Source organism: Ruegeria sp. HKCCD7303 (assembly GCF_013111185.1).
Classification (GTDB): domain Bacteria; phylum Pseudomonadota; class Alphaproteobacteria; order Rhodobacterales; family Rhodobacteraceae; genus Ruegeria.
In genome coordinates this window covers 34,401-49,331 of the sequence record NZ_WVRE01000011.1, presented here as the reverse complement: position 1 = coordinate 49,331, position 14,931 = coordinate 34,401, and the positions used below count along the sequence as shown (strand labels likewise).

The following is a 14,931-nucleotide window of genomic DNA, read 5'->3' as shown; positions in this document are numbered from 1 at the left end:
GCGTTGTCTAGGTTTGCACCCATTGACTCTGTCGCGGTGCTGCCCAATCTAGGACCGGCATCTCGGACTACTGTTTTTACCATAGTACAGTTCTCTCTTGATGTTGGAGGAATGCCCGGATGGATTAAGGGCGTTTCTTGTCCTGTCGATTGTTGGCGCAATCGGCAGGACTGCTTATTGCTTAGTCGTTTCTCTCTGCTGTCATAAATCGTTGTTTTATCCTTTCTTTCAGCCGCACCAGGACTGGCGCTTGCCACCCGAGTACGGGCGCGCCAGACCTTCAGAAATCAGGATGGCCCCGACGTTCTGTCCAGACACGCGCCCAAGCGCCAAGAAGCGATCGTGGACGTCAAAGTGCAGCTCAATCTCAAGTTCAATTACGCCCGCGAAGTTGATGAGCTCCGTCAGCCGGTCCTTGGCTCGTAGACCCAAAGCTCTCTCAGCATCGCACTGAGCCCGGAATGTCTCAGGCGTATCAAACCCAATAAGCCGGTATCGGTCGTCACCATGGTCGATCGTGTCACCGTCAACGGCAATCACCTCGGATGCGCCGAGAGTCTTTGTTTTCCTAGCTGGTTCAATCCAAACTGCAGCAATGAACAAGGACGCGAGTGCAGCGCTGAGAAACAAGAGCCGTTTCATGCGCCCTGCCCCAGCATTTTGATGAGCCGGGTTCTCGAACGTGACCGATCAGGTTTTGGATTTCGCGTCCAGGGCCTGAGCTGCTTCGAGACCCTCTGGGGTAATCGACTCGATCGTATAGTCTGATTTGACGCAGAGAATGCGCCCATCACCAAATTCCTGATGATGCTTGAAGAGGCCCGGCCAAAGATCGAACTCTCTGGGCTCAGCGCCCGCTCGAGAGATCTTCGACTTGCACAAGGCCCCGACATAGTTCGGCGAGCTGTAAATGCAGTGGTACTTAGGTCGTCCAAGGGAAGCGAGTCCGATAAATTCGTAGCGGCATGTAAAGGGAACCTGATCCTCTTTCAGGCCCCGGACCATCTCGATGGTTACCACAGTGTATTGTCTCTTGTTGTCCGCCATGACGACCCCCTATGGGCCGTCTTCTACATCCAAAAGTTGTGGACTAAAACACAATCTACGTCAATATAAGAAAACCCGCCAATATACGATATTGGATTGTCAGAAATATATTGGCCGGATATTGCTTAGGCGATTCGCAAGCAGGAGAGACCATCTTGAAACACTCAAAATCCGGAAATCGAACTCGCGCGAAGGCCCTTGCAGTTGCACTCGCTGCACTGCCAGCCACGCAGGCTCGTGCCTATCCAATTGACTGTGCCATATTCCTTTGCCTCGCCGGGGGTTGGCCAAGTTCGGCTGATTGCGTCGCAGCCAAGGCGGAGTTCATTCGGCGCATCACACCCTACCCGGTCGAACCGCCGCTTCAACTCTGGCGCTGTCCGATGAATACGTCACACAGCCCCTCGGACTTGGGTCCTATGGAACGGTTGGAAGCCATCAAGCGCACCAGTGCTAGCCCAGTTCCAGAGCTTCCATCGGATGACACCGCTAAGCCAATACTGGTAGACGCAGCGATCTCGATAGGAAGGATCGATGCACATCACGGCCAATACGGTGACGGTTTCCAAGCCACCCCGATCAGCGTCGATCTTTCTTCTTCCGATTTCGACGTTGTGAGATCCATCAGGGTTTGGGATGTGCGCCACTACAGCTATCGCCGTCGTTCAAGGGAGGGAGATTGCGAGCGTTCGCTTGATCTTGTGGTTGGCACCTACGACGATAATACGAATTTTCGCTGGTCCGAGCGCGCTCCTGCCCCAATCCCTTACTGGCTGCCACTGGGCAATCGCTGTGAACCTCCCAGCTACTTCCGCGGCGTTGGCGTCGAGTGGACCGACACATTCGGGTTCAGCGACTACGAACTCATCCGATATTGAGGTGCTGACCTGCGGTACAACGCGTTGCTCCTGGCTATGCCACCAAAAATCGCCAGCTGCATTTTTAAACCAGGCCGATTGGCCCGGAGGAAAAACTTAATCCCAGAAACAAAAACCCCCGCAAGGCGGGGCCTCAGCGGGGATCTTCTTAAGTCACGTTTGATCACCTGATTTATAGGAAACTCCAAAATTACTGACAAGGACAAACGCATCTGTGCGAACGGTTTTTCTGTGTCTTTTTGCTGAGGTTCGAGCCGCCTTGCTTCCCCAATGAGAAGCAGACCATGAGACCGTTGAACCATTCCGAACACCCTGCCCCGCGAAGCCGCGATATCAACACTGACCTTTGCCAAATGAGGCCAAATCCATGAGCTTTCGGCAGATCGCATCCGCCCATCACCACGATAATATTCGCTTTCACAACGGCCTTCCTGAGGGCTGGAACCGTGACAGGTTACGTCAGCTCTGCGTGGGATATGCGCAGATCAGAGGCGCATCAGCCCAGTGTATTCGCACCTTAGAGATCATCATCGATATGATTACGCCATGTGCTTTTCGAGACCCGTCTCAGGAACCCTTTTGCTACGCGCGCCAGGAAACCCTCATTGCCGGGCGAGGCGTGACAGATCGGACAATCCACAATCACGAACGTGAGCTGGAAAGGATTGGTCTGATCGAACGCAGGCTTGGCGCAAATGGCGCGCGCTGTAAGCGCAAGAAGCTTGGACTCTTCCTGACCCCTGCCCTGAACCTCATTCCCGAGATGCGCGACGCGGACGTGCGCAGCAAGGCCGAGAAGAAAGAACAGGACGAGCTGCGCGGGGATCGATCACGGCTTTACCGATATGTGAAACATAGTCTGGCCGTGCTTCTCTTACTCCCCTGCCCTCCTGAAAGTCTGGAAGGCATGAAGGAGGAACTTCGATCCTGGCCGCGCGCCGACAAGTTGAAATACATGACGCTGGAGGCGCTCAAGCTACATGTTCAGGCGGCTTACGACCTTTGGAGCCGGATCGAAGAGCATGTCGCAAAACCCGGTGAAATTTCGGGTGAACCCGAAGCTTGTTTCGGGTGCCATATACAAGACCAAATTGAAGAAACAATTCTGTCCTGTAACGCCGATGGCGAGAGTTCAATGTCCTCGGCAAAAGCCTCGGAACCAGATTGTTCCGGCTCCGGGCCTGACGGCCCTCCGCATTGCTTAGAAAGCAATCATCCGACAGATACGGCATCGCGCAAGGCCCAAAAACTACCGCGGGTGAATAACCGCATCCTATATGAACTGGCCTCACCCGAGCTGCGCATGCATATCGATATCGCGGGTGGCGGAGATCAGAATTCCAGCCCGTCGCTCTACGCGATTGAGACCGGCGTTTGGTCGCGATTGTCGGAGATCGGCGCCAATGCCTCGGCTTGGCGTACGGCGATTGACCGATTGACCGTGATGGGTGCAATCCTGGCCGGGTTGATCACAGACGCGAGGCTGAGCGATCCACGGTTGCCGCCAGTGGTTAATCCGGGCGGATATCTGCGCGGTATGGTGCACGCAGATGAGCGCGGTGAACTGAACCTGATTTCCAGTTTCATGGGGCTTTTGGCGCGTAGAGCCCGAGAGGAGGAAGACGGGCTTCCGCAAGATCACTGCAGCGGGTTTTAGCCGTGCCGGGTTATGAGCCGCCAGCTTCTCCAATTCATGTGTCTCATCGGCAGGTTTTCGCTCCGTTTCCGCCTCCAGAACAGAACTGTATTCAAATGCATGATTGGCTACGGGAATTCCCGAGTGGTTTGTTCAGCTTTAGGTTGCTAAGCGGCCTCGACGGCAACGCGGAACAGAAAGACGATCTATGAAAATCGCGGACATTGGCAATTCTGAACTGGATTTCAGGCAGACCGGGGAGGCGCGCCTTCAGGAAATTTGTTCGAGGTTCGGACTGGAGAATGCGTCCTACGCCCATATCGACAAGCATCACAACGTTGTCCACGGCTGCACCACGTTCCCGGCCGAATGGGTCAGGCACTACGTCGACAACGACATGGTCCTGGTCGATCCCCTCATCCGGTTTGGCGCCGCAATGATCGCACCAATTGATTGGGCTGTGTTTGATGATCAGCGTGAACACGCACCGCTATTCGATGCAGCGAGAAAATTTGGTGTGGGTCAGCACGGACTATCCATTCCGGTTATCAATCCGTTTGGGGAGCGTGGTGTCTTTACGGTTACCTCCAACCTGCGCCGATCCGACTGGGACGCCTTGGTCGGGAGTATGCTCCCTGCCCTTCGCCACGAAGCGCAGGTCCTGCATCTACTCGCGCTCGATGTGATTGATACAGTTTTCAACTTTCCTACGGATGCGTTGTCCGATCAGGAGATGGATGTTCTGAAGATGCTCGCATCAGGATTGATCCCATCCGTAGTTGCTGGCCAGACGGGGCTCTCCTCCAGGATGGTGCATGCTTTGACGTCTTCGATCGTCACAAAACTCAAGTGCCGGACAACGGAACAAGCAGTGGCGAGAGCTGTCAGCACAGGTATTCTTAAATGGACCGATTTCTTTGCCGACCCGGTCGCCGAACTTGCGGATGTTGAAGGACAGACCCTTTGCGGCGGGATCGTGCGTTGGTCTGGAAGATCACACGAGTTGATCACCTTTGAAGATGGTCGAACGGTGCGGAACTTGGATAGCTTTCAGGCGGTTCAGGTCCAGGAAATTGCCAAAGACTTCAATCTGGATGCTGAAAGGATCCTCGAAGAACTTGGACCCAACCGGGATCAATGCGTGTGGATCAGGCATCTCTGAGTTCGGCCCACGTGCACCGCTTGATTTGCAAAATTGTGAGCAGGGGCAAGTTTCACATAATTTCACTTATGCTTCCGCAATCTGTAGCCGCAAAGCTCAAATGTCACCCATGAGCAATTCAGGAATGTCACTCTCGCCTGCGATGAGGACAGGCAGAGAGTTCGGGCATGGGGTGGGTAATGATGAGCGAGCCGGATTTGAGCCGCATTGTAGTCTTTCCGCAAACTGAGTTGGCCAGATTCGATCCTTTCCGGGCGTTGCAATTAGGTGTCGTTTATTTTTTCTTTGGCGATAGGCTCGTTGAGCAACGCCGTTAGCAGGGGGCATGAGGCCGTACCCTCGGTGCAGGTCTGCACAAGTTCTGCCAGTGCTTGCTCCAACCGTTGGAGGGCGGCGATTTTTGACCTGACGTTGTCGAGATGTCTTGTTGCGACGTCTTCGACGTCACGACAAGCTTGCTCGGGCGCTTTGGACAATTCGCGAAGTGCGCATGCACCCTGAATGGTAAAGCCAAGATCGCGGCAGCGTTTGATGAATCTGAGCTCGGAGATTTCCCGTTCCGTGTATGCGCGGCGTCCCGAGGCGGTTCGACCGGCTTTCTCGACTATGCCTTCCCGTTCGTAGTAGCGGATCGTCTCGACCGACAGACCGGTCAATCTCGCCGCTTCGCCAATCGCAATCATGTGATGACCTTTCCCTTGAACCTGTAGCTACTACAGGGTGCATGTTGTCGGTCATGATGTCGAATTTCACATACCGCGCGAAGCAAAAATCGAGGAAGTCGAACCGGCTTCCGCTCGAGTTCGTCAAAGCCGGAGAAAGCTGACCATGAGCAAGTTTGTTGGCGCAAGCTTTCTTGGATCGTTTACCGCACTTGGCGTTGCGACCTGCTGCATCTTGCCGATGGCCTTGATTTTGCTTGGCTTGGGAGGGAGCTGGCTGGCCGTATTCGGCAAGATCGCCGCCGCGAGTTATTACGTGCTCGGCGGTTCGACGGCCCTGCTGTTTCTCTCTGGCATCGTCGCGTATCGCCGTGGTTCGCTCGACCGCTTCAAATGGTGGCTGACAGGCAGTTTTGCGTTGACGGCCATCGCTTGGGTTATCGTGCTCAACGAAATCCGAATAAATGATTTCCTGATAACCTTGATGTGACGCCATGAGTGAAAAGCACCCGAACCTTGTCAGCACGATCATCTGCCCGGAATGTGGACATTCAAGGCCTGAAACGATGCCAACAGACGCGTGCCAGTGGTTCTACGAATGCACATCTTGCGGAAAAGTCCTGAAGCCACTTCCCGGCGATTGCTGCGTCTACTGTTCCTACGGATCGGCCCCATGCCCGCCAATTCAGGCGGGCGACAAATGCTGCGGTTGATACGGCGACCGGGATGTCGGTTTTGTCCGCAAAGCCGGTCATCAGGCTTTGCGGACGCAGGTATTTTTTCACCGTAGGCTGGAACTTGCCCGGTAGGACAAGGCAGGCGTGAAGTCACGGATCAACTGGTTTGCCGTGAAGAATGTCACGTAAACCAGGCAGCAGAAGCGAGCGCCGTGTTTGTCAGGATCTTGCCAGCGCCATCGGGAAATTATGCGGCCGGGTAGCTGGCGAACACCTCTGTGGTTCCATCCTTGCGGATCAGAAAGACGTCGAAGGCTTCGCGTTCACTTTCCGGCCCCATGCCCGGTGAGCCGAAAGGCATTCCCGGAACCGACAGTCCGACAGCATTCGGGCGTTCGCCCAGCAGGCGCCGAATGTCAGCGGATGGGACGTGTCCTTCGATCATGTAGCCCTCCACGCGACCCGTGTGGCATGACATCATGCCCTCCGGAATCCCATTGGCGGTTTTGTAAGCGTTCAAGGCCTCCCAAGCACTGTTTTCCACGCCTACTTCAAAACCTTCCGCCCGCATGATTTTGATCCACGATCCGCAGCACCCACAATTCGGATCCTTCAGGACATGGATTGAGGGACCGGTTTTCGCGAAGGCGGGAAGCGCCGCGCTGCACGCAATTGCCGCGGCTCCTTGCATCAAGCGGCGGCGGCTCAGGTTATTCATTGTCATGTTCCCTCTTGGGTAAACTTGTCTTAAACCGATATAAAATCGCACCGGTAGGATAAAAGCTGGACCGCATTTACAGGGCCGACTTGTCCGTCACCCTCCGACACTCATCAGATATGGCTTTCTGGGCGACGCAGGGATTTCTCACAATGATCTGGCGCAAACTCTGCTCGGAAGCGGAACCCTCGCTCTCCTTTTTTCGCTGCACCTGCCGTTCTGGGTCCTGCTTGGCAATAACCCGGTTCGCAAGCAACGCCGCTACCCTCCGTTCAAGGCCGGAATTGCGCCTATTTCTCACTGCTGCGTTCTATGGCGCCCACGATCGAACAGTTCTGAATTCCACCACGCCCCGGACACGCCGCGATCAGCTCGTCCAGATTGTTCCTCAACCGTGCAAGCCCTTCGATCCGTTCCTGAATTTCGTCCCGCTTTTTGCGCGCTCTGGCCTGCATCGCGACGCACTCGGTATTTGGTGCCGTGCGCAACTCCAAAATTTCCGCGATTTCTGCCAGCGAAAATCCGAGCTTCTTAGCGCCGGATATGAATTTCAGCCGCCAAAGCGTGTCACCACCATAGTCCCGCGCGCCGCCGTCAATTGGGCGCGGCGGCTGAGTGACAAGGCCCTTCTTTTCATAAAATCTGATCGTCTCGACGCCTATCCCGGTCTCGCGCGCGGCCTGGCCGATCTTGAGTGGTTGCATCGCAGTCTCCCTCCGTCACCGTCATCTTGACACCGTATCATGATACGGAGGTTAAAACATTGAGGTCTTGGTAGTTGCGAGGATGTCAAATGCGGACCTTCCTGAAACGGTGGCTGCTGCCGATATTCGGCTCCGCCCTGGCGCTCTATCTGGTGTTTGCGCTCTACGGCAGCCTCGATTTTGCGCTGTTTCTGCAGGGCCTGCGCGGAGCCAACATGTTCTGGATCGCGATTCTTGCCGCCACCATCCTGCTGGAGCAGCTGATGAGCGGCTGGAAGTGGCGGCAGATCCTGTTCGACGTGAAACCCGTCGGCACCCTGCGGCTGACGGGGGCGCTACTGGCAGGTTATGGCGCAAATGTCCTTGTCCCGCTCGGCATCAGCCCGCTGGTCCGGGCCTGGCTGGTTGCCCGGCTCGACCGCTTGAAGATGGCGACCGTGCTTGCAACCGCGATCATCGCCCGGTTCCTCGACGGCGTCGTTTTCGCCCTTTTTGCCGGAGCGGTGGCCGCCGCCGGCCAGATTCCACAGATCGAGGGTGACCTGCGGCTGGGATTGAGCGTTGCGGGCCTGTTGAACCTGATGCTTTTCGGCAGCCTGCTTTGGGTTCTGTTCCGGTTCCGCGCGTCACTTCTGAGCGAGGACCCTCTGGTCTGCCGACTCTTCGACTGGGCTGCCGCCCGCATCGGGGCCGATGGCGCGTATCTGCGCACCGCGCTCGGTGAAGGGATCGTCTGGCCACAGGCACGGGCCCGCCGCGTCGCCGCCATTGCCGCAGCCATTGCGGGTAAGCTGGTGGCGACAACCCATTTCCTGTGGGCCGGGCTGGCGGTTGGCGTGGTGCTGAGCGCGTGGGATTACCTGTTCCTGATGGTGTTTGCCGGGTTCGCCATGGTTCTGGGTCGTTTCGTGCGCATCCCGGCGAGCTTTGTCTTTGGAGCGGGGTTCGCGCTCAAGGTGCTTGGCGTTCCGGACGAAACCGCCCTTCTGATGATCCTGTTCAACTATGTGCTGACGATCCTTCTGGTGGTCGGGATCGGCCTGACGGTGTTGTGGCAGAGCGGCATCGACATCCGCCGCGCCCGGGCGGAGGCAGAGGCGGCGAATGGCAAGGCGTAATCCCGAAGACACGAGATTTTGGCGCATCGCCGGTGCTGGTGCGGTGTTTCAGGGCGGGTCGGCGGCGGTGGACAGCGCGACGGTGGTGGCCAGTCTGGTGCATATGCTGACCGGTAGCGCGCTGGCCGTGGGCTATGCCAGCACGGTCCTGCGTCTTGGCTGGCTGCTGCCCCAGTTCGCGGTGGGCTACCTCGCCGAGCGCACCGATCGGCGGATGCCGTTCTACGCCCTTGGTGCCTATGGGCGGGCGATCACGGTCGCGATGATCGGTATTCTTCTGTGGTGGGGGGCCGACTGGCCTCAGGTCGATTGGCCTCCGGTTCCGCTGGCGCTCGGGATGCTGGGATTGTGGACGGTCTATGCCTTTGTCAGCGGCGTGGTCGCGGTGCCCTACAACGACATCGTCGGCCGGGCGATCCCGTCCGAGCGCCGCAGCCGGATGTTGGCCTGGCGCTTTTTCGGCGGCGGTGTTCTGGCGGTTCTGGTGGCGGGCTTTCTGCGACACGCGCTCGACGTGATGCCGCCGCTCAGGGCCTATGCGCTGATCTTCTGGCTCGGCGCGGTGCTGATGATCGTCTCTGCGACGCTTTTTGTCTCCGCGGGTGAGCCCGCTACCGCTGCAAGGGCGCCACGGGACCGTCCTGCCAATCTGTCTGGATTTCTGCGCGAAGGTTTCTCGACGCTGCGGCAGGACCACCGGTTCCGGCTGTTCCTGATCTTCCAATGGCTTGGTGCAGCGACGCTGATGGCGTTGCCGTTCTATGTCGTTGCCGCCAGCCGCAGCGGCCTCGGGGCGGCGGATGTCGGAACGCTGTTGGCGGCGCAGACTGTCGGCGCGCTGGCCTCGAATCCGCTCTGGGGCCACATCGGAGACCAGGCGGGCAAATTGCGCCTGCTGGGGATAGTGGCACTGGTGCGTCTCGGACCTCCGGTGCTGGTTTTGCTGCTTGTGGTCACGGGTTCGGGGCTGACCGGTTTCGCGGTGCTGTTCTTCCTGATCGGCGCGATGATGAACGGGGTGACCATCGGCTATCTCGGCTATTTGCTGGAGATCTCGCCCGACGACCGCCGCCCGGCCTATTCCGCGTGGTTCAACAGCTTTGCGGCCCCGGCGGCGCTGGCGCCGCTTGTGGGCGGTGTGGTGGTCAGCATGATCGCCATCGAAGCCGTGTTCATCGCTGCGATCCTGGCCGCGCTGGGACAGGTCGCGATCGCCGCGCGGCTGACACGGGGTTGAAATAGCACCTTGTTCAGGACCAAAGCGTTTCCTCTCAACCCGCAATTCAGATGCGATCCTGTCAAAAGGCAAGATGGCATGTCTAAACATGGGCGAAGCAGAAAACGTTGAGCGCAGCGATTAGAATTGTTCCGTTCAGAACATGACGGCGAGGTCTCTTCTCGAAAACTCCAGAAAGCGGGGTACATGTCGAATTCCGCCACATAGCATCGCGGCGCTGATCGAGGGATATTCGAGGACTGACAAACGAACTTGGTGAGGCACGCGCCTCTGAACAAAGTTCACCGCGCCGTCACCCAATTTTGACCCGTGTGTCGGTGACGAACTCGTAAGGGGGCAGATCGAGGTTGCGGGGCGCGGGGCCTTTCCGAATTCTGCCAGACGTGTCGTAATGTGAACCGTGACACGGACAGAACCAACCGTCCCAGTCTCCGGTGGGTTCGCTGCCGCCCTGCCCGAGTGGTATGCATCCCAGATGGGTGCAAACGCCAATAACTACCAGCCATTCCGGTCGCTGTACGCGCTCGGCGTCAGGTTGCGGGTCGATCATTGGTGCATCGTCTTCTGCTATCGCCAGCGCGATCCGCTCTTTAGTCCGGTGGTCGATAAAGATCGGCTTGCCTTTCCATTTAACAGTGATCCTCGTTCCTGGTCCGACACCTTCAAGATCTATGTCGACAACGGCTTGGGCGGAGATGTCTGCACTGGGGTTCATGCTGTTAACAAGTGGCCAGACCGCCGCGCCCGTGGCCACGATGGCGGCACCGCCGGTGACGAAGTATAAGAAATCGCGCCGAGTTTCAGGCTCTGAAGGTGCCTGTCTTTCAGAAAATTCAGACATATTGTTCCTCCTGTGCGTCAGGACGGGTTCATCGAATTATAGGACTCGGACGAGGTGGATCAGTCGCCTTGGTCCTCTTCTTCACCGCGATGCCCCATTCCCTATTCATCAGAGTGATCTTCGTCGGTGTCACCGTGCAATGCCTTTACAGTTAGTGCACCGGCCGTCAGGTGCAGTTCAGTTGCTGCTCTCCGAATTGGATTTGCTAACATGGCAATTTCCCTTCCTTATTGGGTTACAAATTTGTTCTGATCAGTTGGCCGTTGCTGCTCCTTGTTGCGCAGTGTTCTTGCCGCAAAGCCGCCAGCCATACAGGGCGCCGTTCTCAGTGTTTGCCGTGGCCGCGATGCATTAAGAAATGCATGCCCACGCAGACCAGCAAGAACAGCAACGGAGAACTGAGCAAAGGATAGAGTGTCTCGCGGTATTCCCAGCCCAGAACAGCGGCGCCCAACGCGATCGCAATGACAACCGGGAGCCAATTACGCTTGGCACCGTTGGCCGTCTGATCTTCGGTTTTGGGCGCTTCGGCCGTTACGTCAGAGCTGACCCTTTCGGTCGTCTCCTGTGTGGCGCGGGTTTCGTCGAAATTTGATTGGGTCATAGCTGATTTGTCTCCTTTTCGATGATCCATTGTTTGAGAAAGATGCGCTCATAGACGAAGACCAAGCCGATGCCAGCAACGGCATATACTACGATCATCGGGTCGGAGCGCAGCTTGAGTATTGTGAACGCGGTCAGGACTACGCAGTCCAGCGCCAGGGCGGTCAGCAAGACCCATCCACGGGCTTTGATCTGACCGCGCAAGCGTCGCCAGACACCCCAATGCACCGCCATGTCCATCACCAGGTAAAAGAACGCCCCCAACGAGGCGATGCGAGACAGGTCGAACAACACCGCAAGCAGGCCCGCAATCACGACCGTGTAGATCAGCGTGTGAGACTGGATGCTGCCCGTCATGCCGAAATGGCTGTGCGGGATCATCTTCATGTCGGTCAGCATCGCCAGCATCCGGGACACAGCGAAAACGCTGGCGATCAGCCCCGAGGCCGTCGCCACCATCGCCAGCGCCACGGTCAGGTAGAACCCGCCCTGCCCCAGCACCGGCCTGGCAGCCTCGGCCAGGGCATAGTCCTGCGCCGCGCGGATTTGCTCGGGCGGCAGGCTGACACCGACGGCAAGGGCGACCAGCAGGTAGACCACCGCGCAGATCGCGATCGAGATCATGATGGTGCGCCCGACATTGCGGTGCGGGTCGACGATCTCGGCCCCGCTGTTGGTGATGGTGGTAAAGCCCTTGAAGGCGAGGATCGACAGGGCTACCGAGGCGACGAACCCCAGCGGCGCGGCCGGTTCCGAGCCCTGAACCTGCCAGGTTCCGCCCGCAGCCCAAAGTGCGGCGATGCCGAATATTGCGATCCCGCCTATCTTGAGCGCCGACATGATGATCGACCACAACCCCACCGACCGGTTGCCCGACCGGTTCACCGCATAGGCAAAGACGATCAGCGCAACAGCGACCAAAGACACCAGCGGTCCGCTCTCGATGTTGAACGGGCGGAGCGCATAGGTCGCGAAAGTACGCGCGACGAGGCTTTCGTTGATCACCATCGACAGTGCCATCAGCAGCGAGGCCGCCGCCGCAACCGCCCCGGGCCCATATGCCTTGGTCAGGATCATGGCGATGCCGCCTGATGAGGGCCAGGCGTTGGACATGGCGATATAGGTATAGGCGCTGAAAACCGTCACCACGGCCCCGACCACGAAGGACAGCGGAAACCATGGCCCCGCCAGCCCGGCGATCTGTCCGGTAAGTGCAAAGATCCCAGCGCCAATCATCACGCCGGTCCCCATGGCGACGGCTCCGGTCAGCGAGATTGATCCGGGCTTCAGCGCGCCACTGGCGCCGTGGGTACTATGCTCGTGCGTGCTCAAATCTTCGCCCCCCGCAATCGCAGCGCATTCAACACCACTGAAATCGATGAAGCACTCATAGCGAAGGCCGCAAACATCGGGCTGATCAGGATGCCGAAAAGCGGGAACAGAAGACCCGCCGCCACCGGAACGCCCGAGGCGTTGTAGATCAGGGCAAAGAATAGGTTTTGCCGGATATTGCGCATGGTAGCGCGGGCCAGCCTACGGGCGCGCACGATGCCATCAAGGCTTCCGTTGACCAGCGTGAAGCCTGCACTTTCGATCGCCACGTCGGCACCGGTCCCCATGGCGATGCCCACATCGGACTGCGCTAACGCGGGTGCGTCGTTCACTCCGTCACCCGCCATGGCGACCTTTGCGCCTTTCTCCTGCAGTTCGCGAATTATGCGGGCCTTGTCCTCGGGCAGTACGTCGGCTCGAATCTCATCGATACCCAGACGTTCGGCCACCGCCTTTGCAGTGCGTTCGTTGTCGCCAGTCGCCATGATGATCCGGAAACCCAGTTCGTGCAGCGCCTTGAGTGCGGCTGGTGTTGTTTCCTTGACCGGGTCGGCGACGCAGACCAACCCCGCCACTGAACCATCAAGCATCACGAACATCACCGTTTCGCCGTCATCCCGACGCGCATTGGCCTTGGCCGTCAGTTCGGCCGCCTCGAGTCCGAGATCGGTGACCAGTTTCAGATTGCCGAGCGCGACGGGGCGGCCATCCACCGTGCCTTTCACGCCTTTACCAGTCACCGCCTCGAAGTCACTGGCGTCGGACAGGGCTACGCCACGTTCCTCGGCTCCTGTGACGATTGCCTCAGCTAACGGGTGCTCCGAGCCCTTCTCCAGCGTTGCGGCCAGCCGCAGCACCTCGACCTCGTCATGGCCAGGTTCGGGTAATACAGCCACAAGCTTTGGCTTGCCCATGGTCAGCGTGCCAGTTTTGTCGACGATCAAAGTATCGATCTTCTCGAACCGCTCCAGCGCTTCGGCATTTTTGATCAGCACTCCGGCCTGCGCCCCGCGCCCCGTGGCCGTCATGATCGACATCGGAGTGGCCAGGCCAAGCGCGCACGGGCAAGCTATGATCAGTACCGACACCGCTGCGATCAAGGCGTAGGAGAGCGCCGGAGCCGGTCCCCAAATTGCCCATGCAATAAAGGCCAGCGCAGCTATACTTATGACCGCCGGTACAAACCAGCCCGCCACTTTGTCAGCGTATTTCTGAATTGGTGCGCGCGAGCGTTGCGCGTTGGCCACCATTTCGACAATCTGGGACAGCATTGTGTCAGAGCCCACTCGGGTTGCTTCGATCACAAGGCTACCGGTGCCGTTGATTGTGGCCCCTGTGACCGGCTCGCCTTGTACCTTTTCGACCGGAACCGGTTCGCCAGAGATCATGCTTTCGTCAACAGATGAGCGCCCTTCGAGTACAATGCCGTCTACTGGCACCTTGTCGCCGGGGCGTACGCGAAGGCGGTCACCTACCTGTACTTCTTCAAGCGGAATTTCCTCTTCACTGCTGTCAGGGCGGATAATGCGGGCGGTCTTTGCGGCCATGTCCAGCAAAGCGCGGATTGCCTTTCCTGTGCCTTCGCGTGCCCGCAGTTCCATCACCTGCCCGAGCAGAACAAGTGTAACGATAACTGCGGCCGCTTCGAAATAGACCCCAACATGGCCTTCTGAATCTCGAAAACCGTCCGGAAATATGTGGGGCATCAATACGGCGACAACGCTGAACAGCCACGCGGCCGAAACCCCCATGGCAATCAACGAGAACATGTTCAGGTTCATGGTGCGAAACGAATTCCACCCTCGTTCCAGAAATGGCCAACCGCACCAAAGAACAACCGGAGTGCCAAGTATCAGTTCAATCCATAGGGTTGTTCGCTCACCAAAAATCTCTCGCACACCAGACAGCCCAACGTAGGGGCCCATCGTGAAAACCAAAAGTGGAAGCGTCAGAATCGCACCTACCCATAGGCGCCGGGTGAAATCCACCAGTTCCGGGTTCGGCCCCTCGTCCACCATCGCCGCGCTTTCCAGCTCCAACCCCATGCCGCAGAGTGGACAGGACCCGGGATGGGTTTGCCGCACCTGCGGATGCATCGGGCAGGTATATACGGGTCCGTCATAGCCTGTCGGAACGATGTCATATTCACCGTTCTCGTCCGTCGCGCCATGATGCGCGGAATGGTGGTGATGCGCATGCGCATCCACCTCGCCCTCGGGCACAAGGTGCATCCCGCATTTGGGACAGTCGCCGGGCCCAGATTGACGCACGTCAGAATGCATGGGGCAGACGTAAGCGACCTCGGTCGGGCCGTTC

At 58.1% G+C, this 14,931-nt stretch carries 16 protein-coding genes; 7 read left to right on the top strand and 9 right to left on the bottom strand.

Annotation, left to right across the window (positions count from 1 at the left end):
* Positions 1–228: 228 nt before the first annotated feature.
* Together GS630_RS20450 and GS630_RS20445 are read right to left on the bottom strand one after the other, a co-directional pair.
* The gene (locus GS630_RS20450; protein ID WP_170417964.1) at positions 229–642 is read right to left on the bottom strand and encodes a thermonuclease family protein; all 414 of its coding nucleotides are present in this window, start codon (positions 640–642) and stop codon (positions 229–231) included.
* A gap of 48 nt (positions 643–690) precedes the next feature.
* Positions 691–1,047, bottom strand: coding sequence for a hypothetical protein (locus GS630_RS20445; RefSeq protein ID WP_142638830.1), 357 nt, complete (start codon positions 1,045–1,047; stop codon positions 691–693).
* A 155-nt stretch (positions 1,048–1,202) separates the two neighbouring features.
* On the opposite strand from GS630_RS20445, the gene GS630_RS20440 reads away from it, so the two are divergent.
* The 3 genes from GS630_RS20440 (at position 1,203) to GS630_RS20430 (ending at position 4,723) form a co-directional block, all read left to right on the top strand.
* Positions 1,203–1,925 carry a hypothetical protein gene (locus GS630_RS20440; RefSeq protein ID WP_170602107.1) on the top strand — a complete coding sequence of 241 codons (723 nt, stop codon included), beginning with the start codon at positions 1,203–1,205 and terminating at the stop codon, positions 1,923–1,925.
* Between the two features lie 367 nt (positions 1,926–2,292).
* Positions 2,293–3,582 (top strand): helix-turn-helix domain-containing protein, encoded by a 1,290-nt coding sequence (locus GS630_RS20435; protein WP_170417959.1) that lies wholly within the window; start codon positions 2,293–2,295, stop codon positions 3,580–3,582.
* Positions 3,583–3,769: 187 nt separating this feature from the next.
* Positions 3,770–4,723: a LuxR family transcriptional regulator gene (locus GS630_RS20430; RefSeq protein ID WP_170417956.1), complete on the top strand. Its 954-nt coding sequence runs from the start codon at positions 3,770–3,772 to the stop codon at positions 4,721–4,723.
* A 263-nt stretch (positions 4,724–4,986) separates the two neighbouring features.
* Here the strand turns inward: GS630_RS20430 and GS630_RS20425 are convergent, their stop codons facing one another.
* Entirely contained in the window at positions 4,987–5,406 is a 420-nt protein-coding gene (locus tag GS630_RS20425) for a MerR family transcriptional regulator (RefSeq protein WP_170417953.1), read from the bottom strand.
* A gap of 145 nt (positions 5,407–5,551) precedes the next feature.
* On the opposite strand from GS630_RS20425, the gene GS630_RS20420 reads away from it, so the two are divergent.
* Positions 5,552–5,875 carry a hypothetical protein gene (locus GS630_RS20420; protein ID WP_170418031.1) on the top strand — a complete coding sequence of 108 codons (324 nt, stop codon included), beginning with the start codon at positions 5,552–5,554 and terminating at the stop codon, positions 5,873–5,875.
* Positions 5,876–5,879: 4 nt separating this feature from the next.
* Entirely contained in the window at positions 5,880–6,098 is a 219-nt protein-coding gene (locus GS630_RS22470) for a GDCCVxC domain-containing (seleno)protein (RefSeq protein ID WP_237215937.1), read from the top strand.
* Between the two features lie 211 nt (positions 6,099–6,309).
* Here the strand turns inward: GS630_RS22470 and GS630_RS20415 are convergent, their stop codons facing one another.
* Together GS630_RS20415 and GS630_RS20410 are read right to left on the bottom strand one after the other, a co-directional pair.
* Positions 6,310–6,786: a DUF411 domain-containing protein gene (locus GS630_RS20415; protein WP_170417950.1), complete on the bottom strand. Its 477-nt coding sequence runs from the start codon at positions 6,784–6,786 to the stop codon at positions 6,310–6,312.
* A 284-nt stretch (positions 6,787–7,070) separates the two neighbouring features.
* Positions 7,071–7,484: a heavy metal-responsive transcriptional regulator gene (locus GS630_RS20410; protein ID WP_170417943.1), complete on the bottom strand. Its 414-nt coding sequence runs from the start codon at positions 7,482–7,484 to the stop codon at positions 7,071–7,073.
* An 89-nt stretch (positions 7,485–7,573) separates the two neighbouring features.
* Here GS630_RS20410 and GS630_RS20405 point away from each other — a divergent pair, with 89 nt between their 5' ends.
* Both GS630_RS20405 and GS630_RS20400 read left to right on the top strand, forming a co-directional pair.
* On the top strand, positions 7,574–8,602 hold the full coding sequence (locus GS630_RS20405; protein WP_170417940.1) for a lysylphosphatidylglycerol synthase domain-containing protein: 1,029 nt from the start codon (positions 7,574–7,576) through the stop codon (positions 8,600–8,602).
* The gene (locus tag GS630_RS20400) at positions 8,589–9,839 is read left to right on the top strand and encodes an MFS transporter (protein WP_170417937.1); all 1,251 of its coding nucleotides are present in this window, start codon (positions 8,589–8,591) and stop codon (positions 9,837–9,839) included. Before GS630_RS20405 ends, GS630_RS20400 begins: the two co-directional genes overlap by 14 nt.
* Before the next feature lie 292 nt (positions 9,840–10,131).
* On the opposite strand, the gene petA is transcribed toward GS630_RS20400, so the two are convergent.
* The 4 genes from petA to GS630_RS20380 all read right to left on the bottom strand — a co-directional run bounded on the left by petA (position 10,132) and on the right by GS630_RS20380 (position 14,897).
* Positions 10,132–10,680 (bottom strand): ubiquinol-cytochrome c reductase iron-sulfur subunit, encoded by a 549-nt coding sequence (gene petA, locus GS630_RS20395; protein ID WP_050605700.1) that lies wholly within the window; start codon positions 10,678–10,680, stop codon positions 10,132–10,134.
* A gap of 325 nt (positions 10,681–11,005) precedes the next feature.
* The gene (locus tag GS630_RS20390; protein ID WP_170417934.1) at positions 11,006–11,284 is read right to left on the bottom strand and encodes a DUF2933 domain-containing protein; all 279 of its coding nucleotides are present in this window, start codon (positions 11,282–11,284) and stop codon (positions 11,006–11,008) included.
* Positions 11,281–12,615, bottom strand: a complete 1,335-nt coding sequence (locus tag GS630_RS20385) for an APC family permease (RefSeq protein ID WP_255612171.1) — start codon at positions 12,613–12,615, stop codon at positions 11,281–11,283. Before GS630_RS20385 ends, GS630_RS20390 begins: the two co-directional genes overlap by 4 nt.
* Complete coding sequence (locus GS630_RS20380) at positions 12,612–14,897, bottom strand: copper-translocating P-type ATPase (protein ID WP_170418025.1); 2,286 nt, start codon at positions 14,895–14,897, stop codon at positions 12,612–12,614. The genes GS630_RS20385 and GS630_RS20380 overlap by 4 nt, the downstream gene beginning before the upstream one ends.
* Between the last annotated feature and the right edge of the window lie 34 nt (positions 14,898–14,931).

Coding starts and splice junctions, on each gene's coding strand:
- GS630_RS20450 (WP_170417964.1), bottom strand. CDS start 642: ATGAAACGGCTCTTGTTTCTCAGCGCTGCACTCGCGTCCTTGTTCATT.
- GS630_RS20445 (WP_142638830.1), bottom strand. CDS start 1,047: ATGGCGGACAACAAGAGACAATACACTGTGGTAACCATCGAGATGGTC.
- GS630_RS20435 (WP_170417959.1), top strand. CDS start 2,293: ATGAGCTTTCGGCAGATCGCATCCGCCCATCACCACGATAATATTCGC.
- GS630_RS20430 (WP_170417956.1), top strand. CDS start 3,770: ATGAAAATCGCGGACATTGGCAATTCTGAACTGGATTTCAGGCAGACC.
- GS630_RS20425 (WP_170417953.1), bottom strand. CDS start 5,406: ATGATTGCGATTGGCGAAGCGGCGAGATTGACCGGTCTGTCGGTCGAG.
- GS630_RS20420 (WP_170418031.1), top strand. CDS start 5,552: ATGAGCAAGTTTGTTGGCGCAAGCTTTCTTGGATCGTTTACCGCACTT.
- GS630_RS22470 (WP_237215937.1), top strand. CDS start 5,880: ATGAGTGAAAAGCACCCGAACCTTGTCAGCACGATCATCTGCCCGGAA.
- GS630_RS20415 (WP_170417950.1), bottom strand. CDS start 6,786: ATGACAATGAATAACCTGAGCCGCCGCCGCTTGATGCAAGGAGCCGCG.
- GS630_RS20410 (WP_170417943.1), bottom strand. CDS start 7,484: ATGCAACCACTCAAGATCGGCCAGGCCGCGCGCGAGACCGGGATAGGC.
- GS630_RS20405 (WP_170417940.1), top strand. CDS start 7,574: ATGCGGACCTTCCTGAAACGGTGGCTGCTGCCGATATTCGGCTCCGCC.
- GS630_RS20400 (WP_170417937.1), top strand. CDS start 8,589: ATGGCAAGGCGTAATCCCGAAGACACGAGATTTTGGCGCATCGCCGGT.
- petA (WP_050605700.1), bottom strand. CDS start 10,680: ATGTCTGAATTTTCTGAAAGACAGGCACCTTCAGAGCCTGAAACTCGG.
- GS630_RS20390 (WP_170417934.1), bottom strand. CDS start 11,284: ATGACCCAATCAAATTTCGACGAAACCCGCGCCACACAGGAGACGACC.
- GS630_RS20380 (WP_170418025.1), bottom strand. CDS start 14,897: ATGCATTCTGACGTGCGTCAATCTGGGCCCGGCGACTGTCCCAAATGC.